The organism is Burkholderia aenigmatica (assembly GCF_902499175.1).
GTDB lineage: Bacteria > Pseudomonadota > Gammaproteobacteria > Burkholderiales > Burkholderiaceae > Burkholderia > Burkholderia aenigmatica.
Genome location: NZ_CABVQC010000125.1, coordinates 1 through 7,153, shown reverse-complemented (window position 1 = coordinate 7,153; position 7,153 = coordinate 1). Strand labels below are relative to the sequence as shown.

Annotated in this window: 4 protein-coding genes and 1 pseudogene; 4 read left to right on the top strand and 1 reads right to left on the bottom strand. The window is 68.1% G+C overall.

Features of this window, described 5'->3' with window-relative positions:
• Positions 1-136: 136 nt before the first annotated feature.
• A complete protein-coding gene (locus tag BDO18943_RS41840; protein WP_175026655.1) occupies positions 137-1,927 on the bottom strand; it encodes an acyl-CoA dehydrogenase in 1,791 nt (596 codons plus the stop codon).
• A gap of 523 nt (positions 1,928-2,450) precedes the next feature.
• Here BDO18943_RS41840 and BDO18943_RS41835 point away from each other — a divergent pair.
• From BDO18943_RS41835 to BDO18943_RS41820, 4 genes and pseudogenes are all read left to right on the top strand, one after another.
• A pseudogene (locus BDO18943_RS41835) lies at positions 2,451-2,873 on the top strand (proton-conducting transporter transmembrane domain-containing protein); the annotation flags it as partial.
• Between the two features lie 116 nt (positions 2,874-2,989).
• Positions 2,990-3,706 carry a FadR/GntR family transcriptional regulator gene (locus BDO18943_RS41830; RefSeq protein ID WP_175026654.1) on the top strand — a complete coding sequence of 239 codons (717 nt, stop codon included), beginning with the start codon at positions 2,990-2,992 and terminating at the stop codon, positions 3,704-3,706.
• Between the two features lie 512 nt (positions 3,707-4,218).
• Positions 4,219-5,142 (top strand): LysR family transcriptional regulator, encoded by a 924-nt coding sequence (locus BDO18943_RS41825; protein WP_175026653.1) that lies wholly within the window; start codon positions 4,219-4,221, stop codon positions 5,140-5,142.
• A gap of 100 nt (positions 5,143-5,242) precedes the next feature.
• A partial coding sequence (locus BDO18943_RS41820; protein ID WP_175026652.1) for an FUSC family protein occupies positions 5,243-7,153 on the top strand: 1,911 nt, incomplete at its 3' end.

Below are 7,153 nucleotides of genomic sequence, written 5' to 3'. Positions count from 1 at the left end.
TCGCCGCCGACAGCCCGGCGGGGCCGCCGCCGACGATCACGACGTCGTATTCCATCGATTCGCGCGGGCCGTATTGCGCGAGCAAGTCCTGTGTGGTCAAAATCCTGTCTCCTCCTGCGTCCCGACCGTCAGCCGGTCAGAACTGGTCTTCCGTCAACGCGAGCACGCCCTCGTTGCCCTTCGTGCCGACGATCGACGCTTCGAGCGCGCCCGCCTGCACCAGCACGTGCTCCGCATAACATTGCGCGATCGCGATCTTCGCATCGAAGAACGCCGGGTCGCTTGCGCGGTTCGCCTGCGCGGCCACCAGTGCGCGGCCCATCTGCCACCCGCACAGCACCACGCCCGCCAGCTTCAGGTACGGCACGCTGCCCGCGAACACCGCGTTCGGGTCCTGCTTCACGTTCGCCACCACGTAATCGACCACCGACGACAGCGCCTTCGCGCCCTTCTCCAGCTGCGCCTTCACCGATGCAGCCGCCGCGCCGTCCAGCTTGCCCAGCGCCGCCACCGTCTCGCCGATCTCCGCGATCAGCGCCTTCGCCACCGCGCCACCGTCGCGCATCGTCTTGCGGCCGACCAGGTCGTTCGCCTGGATCGCCGTCGTGCCTTCGTAGATCGCCAGGATCCGTGCATCGCGGTAGTACTGCGCCGCGCCCGTCTCCTCGATGAAGCCCATCCCGCCGTGCACCTGCACACCCAGGCTCGCCACGTCGTTCACCATCTCCGTGCTCCAGCCCTTCACCACCGGCACCAGATACTCGTAGATTGCCTGATGACGGTCACGCGTCGCCTCGTCCGAATGGCGGTGGGCAATGTCACTGTGCGCAGCGGCCACGTAGGCCAGCGCCCGTGCGCCTTCGGTCAGCGCACGCATCGTGCCGAGCATGCGGCGTACGTCCGGGTGATGGATGATCGTCACCGACTGCTTGGCCGAACCGTCCACCGGGCGGCTCTGCACGCGTTCCTTCGCGAATTCCGCGGCCTTCTGGTACGCACGGTCGGCCACGCCGATGCCCTGCATCCCGACGCCGAAGCGCGCTGCGTTCATCATGATGAACATGTATTCGAGGCCGCGGTTTTCTTCGCCGATCAGGTAGCCGATCGCGCCGCCGTTATCGCCGTACTGCAGCACCGCCGTCGGGCTCGCCTTGATCCCGAGCTTGTGCTCGATCGACACGCAGTGCACGTCGTTGCGCGCGCCCAGCGAGCCGTCTTCGTTGACCAGGAACTTCGGCACGATGAACAGCGAGATGCCCTTCACGCCTTCCGGCGCGTTCGGCGTGCGGGCCAGCACCAGGTGGACGATGTTGTCCGCCATGTCGTGCTCGCCCCACGTGATGAAGATTTTCGTGCCGAACACCTTGTAGGTGCCGTCGCCCTGCGGCTCGGCGCGCGAGCGCACCAGCGCGAGATCCGAGCCCGCCTGCGGCTCGGTCAGGTTCATCGTGCCGGTCCATTCGCCCGAGATCAGCTTCGGCACATAGCGCTGCTTCTGCTCGTCGGTGCCGGCCGTCAGCAGTGCCTCGATCGCGCCGTCGGTCAGCAGCGGACACAGCGCGAACGACAGGTTCGATGCGTTCAGCATCTCGATGCACGGTGTCGCGATCAGCTTCGGCAGCCCCTGGCCGTCGTATTCGGACGGATGCTGCAGCCCCTGCCAGCCGCCTTCGACGAACTGGCGGAACGCTTCGCCGAAGCCCGGCGTCGCGGTCACGACACCATCCTTCCAGCTGCTCGGGTTGCGGTCGCCTTCGACGTTCAGCGGGGCCAGCACCTCGCCGCAGAACTTCGCGGACTCGTCGAGCACGGCCTGCGCCGTGTCGTAACCGGCATCCTCGAAGCCCGGCAACTGTGCAACGGCGTCGATGCCGGCCAGTTCCTTCAGCACGAACAGCATGTCCTTGACGGGGGCGTTATAGCTCATGGTCGATGTTCCAATCAGACGGTATATGAGGGACGCTACAGGGCGCGATGCGGTGAAACCGGCTCAGACCCAGGCGACGACGTAAGCCATCGTAATGCCGTGGCGGTCGATTCTTATTGTCATATCCGGCCCACCTGGTGACAAAATCGGCCACGGGATGCGGGGGCAAGGCCGGAAGCGGCCGGCTGGATGCGGGTTTGGCCGGAGTCGGTTTTGGCGGTTTCGGGAATTTGGCGAGCAATCGGCGTGCCACGCCGGGGCGATCGGAGCCAGGGTTGCCGGGGGCGAGCGGTGGCTTCCGGGCCGCCGACTTCTCTTGTTCCGCCGCACGTGCCGCGTGCCGGCAGGCGATTCCGGCCGGAAGCGGGGACGCGCCCACGGCGAAAGGGGTCACATCGGGGTCGGAGAGCCCTCAAATTCTGCATCGCAAGTCATCGAGCACGACGCTGCCGCCCCTCCCATCGTCACCGCCGGCCGGAACCCGCACCGCATGCCGGAGCGATGCATTCCTGCCGGCGGCCGGATCGTTCAGCGCAACATCAAGCGGATGCTCGCTTACTCGGCGATCTCGAACATGGGCTTCGTGCTGCTCGGCCTGCTCGCGGGCATCGTGAAGGGCGACGCGGCGGCACCGGCGAACGCATACAGCTCGGCGATGTTCTACGCGATCGTCTACCTGATCACGACGCTCGGCTCGTTCGGCGTGGTGATGCTGCTCGCGCGCCGCGATTTCGAAGCCGAAACGATCGACGACTTCAAGGGCCGCAACAAGCGCAGCCCGGTGTTCGCGTTCGTGATGATGGTCATGATGTTCTCGCTGGCAGGCATCCCGCCAACCGTCGGCTTCTACGCGAAGCTCGCCGTGCTCGAGGCGACCGTCAACGCGAGCCTCACGTGGCTGGCCGTGCTGGCCGTGATCACGTCGCTGTTCGGCGCGTTCTGCTACCGGGTTTATTCGCCTACCGGCACGAGTTTCAGACGGCGTGAGATCGCGCGGGAATGAACGAATGACCGGATGATAGGATGGCGGCACTCTTCGATTCCAAGCGACACATAACACGCATGTCCATCCTGCCCCCGGCCACCCGACACTCGCTCGTCGAATCGGCAATCGAAATCCTCAAATCCAATATCACTTCCGGCATCTGGCAGGTCGGTCAGCGCATTCCGACCGAGCTCGATCTCGCGAAACAGCTCGAGGTCGGACGCAACACGGTGCGCGAGGCCGTTCGCACGCTCGCGTATTCCGGCGTGCTCGACGTGCGCCAGGGCGACGGCACCTATGTGCGGCGCAATGTCGATCCGGCCGACACGATGCGCAACGTCGATCGCGCCGCGCGCGGCGACCATCTCGAGCTGCAATGCATGCTCGAAACGGAGTGTGCGCGCTACGCGGCACGCCGGCGCACCGACGCGGATCTCGCGACGCTGCGCAAGCTGCTGAAAGCGCGCGGCGAACGCGAAGCGTCGCGCGACGTGAAGAAGTTCGTCGAGCGCGACCGCGCGTTTCACATCGCCGTGGCCGCCGCGTCGCACAATCACGCGCTCGAAGCGTTGTATCGCTACTTTTCTGGGTCGATCCTCGCGAACATCGAGGACGTCCTCATCGAGCTCGACAAGGCCGCGATTCCCGAGCCGGACCTGCAGGCGCACCAGGCATTGCTCGACGCGATCGAGCAGCGCGACGAGAACAAGGCGGTTCGCGCAACCCTTGCGATCCTCAAGCCACAGATGACCTGGCTCGAGACGCACGAGCCCCACGAGACGCCCGCCGACTGACGGGCCCGCCCCGCGCGACGCGGCGACGGCCGCGATCACGTCACTCCGCCTGTCCGGCGCGGACCGATCCCGGCGCGCCCGCTTGCGGGTGAAACTACCCCAGACAACCGGGCAACACTTGCGGCCGATCTTGCATCATGTAAGATTCGAATGATCCAGTCATCCCATGATTGGATCATTCGCACCGGCACATTGCGAATTTCCCTGTTTCCCGCTGGGGGAAGGCATTCGACGCGGCACCGCTTCCCTTTTGCTGACGACGGCGGCACATCGATGCACGAGATTTCCATGAAGTCCGGCATGCCTTGCCTGCCCGGCGGTCGACCACGACGGGCAGGCGCCGAAACCCGGCGTGTTTGCCGCCACCCGATGCCGGCACCGGGCAATAGCACCACCGATGCGTGCGTCACGCGTGATGCCACGCGCAATCGTTGCGTACGCTGCAGTCACGCTACGCGCGCACATCCCGCACGACCATTGCGCGGCGTGCACGCGATGAAACGGAGAAGCCGATGGCACCCGACCTGAACCTGCTGATTGCACTCGACGCACTGCTCGAAGAAGGCAGCGTCGTCGGCGCCGCACGCCGCATGAACCTCAGCCCGCCCGCGATGAGCCGCACGCTCGCGCGCATCCGCGAAACGGTCGGCGACCCGATCTTCGTGCAGGCCGGCCGCAAGATGGTGCCGACACCGCGCGCGCTCGAACTGCGCGGCGTCGTCCGCGAGACCGTGGAGCGCGCGTCGCAGTTGCTCGCCCCGTCCGCGGAAACCGATCTCGGCACGCTCGACAAGCAGTTCAACGTGCGTGCGAACGACATCTTCGTCGGCCTGCACAGCAGCGGCCTGCTCGACGAGATGGCGCGCCGGATGCCGCGCGCGATGCTGCGCCTCATGCCCGAGGAAGACGACCTCGACGACGACGCATTGCGCAGCGGCCGCATCGACCTGTTCATCAGCGCGTCGCGCCGCCTCGGGCCGGAGATTCGCGTGCAGCCGCTGTTCACGACGACCTTCGTCGGTCTCGCGCGCCACGACCACCCGATCTTCGACGACGACATCACGCCCGAGCAGTTCGCGCGCTGGCCGCATATCGGCGTGTCGCGGCGCGGCAAGTCGGCGGGGCCGATCGACGACGCGCTCGCCGCGCGCGGGCTCGCGCGGCACGTGCTGCTCGTCGTGCCGACGCCATATGCGGCGATCTTCGCACTGCAGGCGTCGGACCTGATCCTGCCGCTGCCCGAGCATCTCGCGCGCGGCGCGGTGCAGGCCGGGCTCGGCGTGCGCACGTTCGAACTGCCGGTGCCGCTCGAAACCGTGCTGATCACGCAGGCGTGGCATCCGCGCTTCCAGAGCGACCCCGCGCACCAGTGGTTGCGGCGTGTCGTGCGCGGGCTGTGCACCGGCCAGCCGGCACTGCATCCGGCGCACGCATGACGCATGCGTCGCACGCACTCGTCGAGTGCAAAGACGTCACTGTTCCGCATCCATGGCTCGACCGTAGACTGGCTTCGTCCTTTCTCACGGAGCGAGCGCAGTGCATGACGCAGCAGATCAGACGCGCGCCGTCGCGCCGCCCAGCCGCCTGAACCGCGCGGCCGCGGCGTTGATCGCGCGCATCGACATTTTTACGCCGCGTGGTGCGTATGTCGTGCGCTCGGTCATCGCCTCCGCGCTCGCGCTCGGCGTCGCGTACCTGCTCGCACTGGAAACACCGTACTCGGCGGCGTCGACGGTGCTGCTCGTGATCAACCCCGTCCAGGGAGCCGTGATCGGCAAGGGCGTGTGGCGCGTGGTCGGCACGATCGCCGGGATGGTCGTCGCGTTCGTGCTGATGGGCTGCTTCGCGCAGCAGCCGCTGCTGTTCATCCTCGGCTTCGCGTTCTGGCTCGGCGTCTGCGTCGCGGGCATGACGCTGCTGCGGCACTTCCGCGCGTCGGGCACCGTGGTGGCCGGCTACACGATCGGCCTCGCGACCTACGGCGCGATGCAGCATCCCGAGCTGACCTTCGAGCACGTGATCGGGCGCGGCTCGACGGTCGTGATCGGCGTGCTGTGCCTGAGCCTCGTGTCGATGCTGCTCGGCACGCGCGACGTGCGCGCGAAACTGGAAGCGCTGGTGACGCGCGTCACGGCCGACGTCGCGCGGGTCATCGCCACGAAACGCAAAGGCCTCGCGGCGGAGCCCGCCGACGCCAAGCGGCACGCGCTGTTCGCCGGCATCTACGGCATCGACGATCTGCTCGCGCTCGGCAAGGCCGAATCGGAAGATCTCGCGCAACGCGCGGCCGCCGTGCGGCACGGCATGGCGTCGCTGTTCGGCGCACTCGCGGGCGGCATGCCGCCACTGCCGCCCGACAGTCCCGGCGCGCGCGCGGTCGCGGCGCTGCAGCCGCGTCTCGCGGCTGCGTGGCAGGCCGCCGCCGACGCATTGGGCGACGGCCCCGGCGGTGCGGCGCGCGCGCTTGCATTGCTGGCCGATGCGCGCGAACGCCTGCGCGACGCCCTCGAAGGCATCACGCTCGGCAATCCGCGCGTCGAGGCAGCGTTGCTGATCGCCGGCGAGCGGTTGATCGAACAGATCGACGACTACCGTGCGGCGCTGAACGGGCTCGTCGAACTGCAGCGCCCGCGGCCGGGCCATCGGCCCGCACGGGTGCGCTTTCACCGCGACACGGGCGCGGCCCTGCGCAACGGCGTGCGCTCGGCCTGCGCGATCGTGATTGCCGGCGCATTCTGGCTCGTGACCGGCTGGAACCAGGGCGACATGATGCTGCTCGTCGTCGCACCGTACTGCGCGCTGCTCGCGACCGCCGGCAACCCGGCCGCTGCCGCACGGGCGCTCATCAAGGGCACGGTCCTGGCCGTACCGGCGGCGTTCGTGTGTGCGTTCGGCATCCTGCCGCGCATCGAAGGTTTTCCCTTGCTCGTCGTCGCGCTCGCGCTGTTCTGGATGCCGGGCATCTACGCGACGAGCGTGCCGAAGACCGCGCTCGCCGGGCTTGCCTATCTCGTCGCGTTCAACACGCTGACCGGCGCGACCAATCCGTTCCGCCCCGACGTCGCGCTGTTCCTCAACCAGTCGGTCGCGTGGGTACTCGCCACGTTCCTCACGCTGCTCACGTTCCGGTTGATCCTGCCACGCAACCTGGCCACCGATGCCACGCGGCTGCGCCGCACGATCCGCGACGACACGCTCGCGCTCGTGGCCGGCAGGCGCGTCACGGGGGCGGACTGGCAGCAGCGCCAGCAGCACCGCATCGCGCAGCTCGGCGCGCTGCTCGCCGGCCAGCCGGCCGCGATGACACAGGCGAGCATCGAGGCACTTGCGGCGCTGCACGTCGGCAAGGAGCTGCTGCGGATCCGCCGCGGCGCCGCGCGCGACGACCTGCCCGATGCCGCGCAACGGTGCGTGCGCGCCGGGCTTGCCGGCCTCGCGCGGCACGCG

What these genes read in the sequence shown, in the direction of transcription:
- BDO18943_RS41840 (WP_175026655.1), bottom strand. Translation starts at nt 1,927, where the DNA reads ATGAGCTATAACGCCCCCGTCAAGGACATGCTGTTCGTGCTGAAGGAA.
- BDO18943_RS41830 (WP_175026654.1), top strand. Translation starts at nt 2,990, where the DNA reads ATGTCCATCCTGCCCCCGGCCACCCGACACTCGCTCGTCGAATCGGCA.
- BDO18943_RS41825 (WP_175026653.1), top strand. Translation starts at nt 4,219, where the DNA reads ATGGCACCCGACCTGAACCTGCTGATTGCACTCGACGCACTGCTCGAA.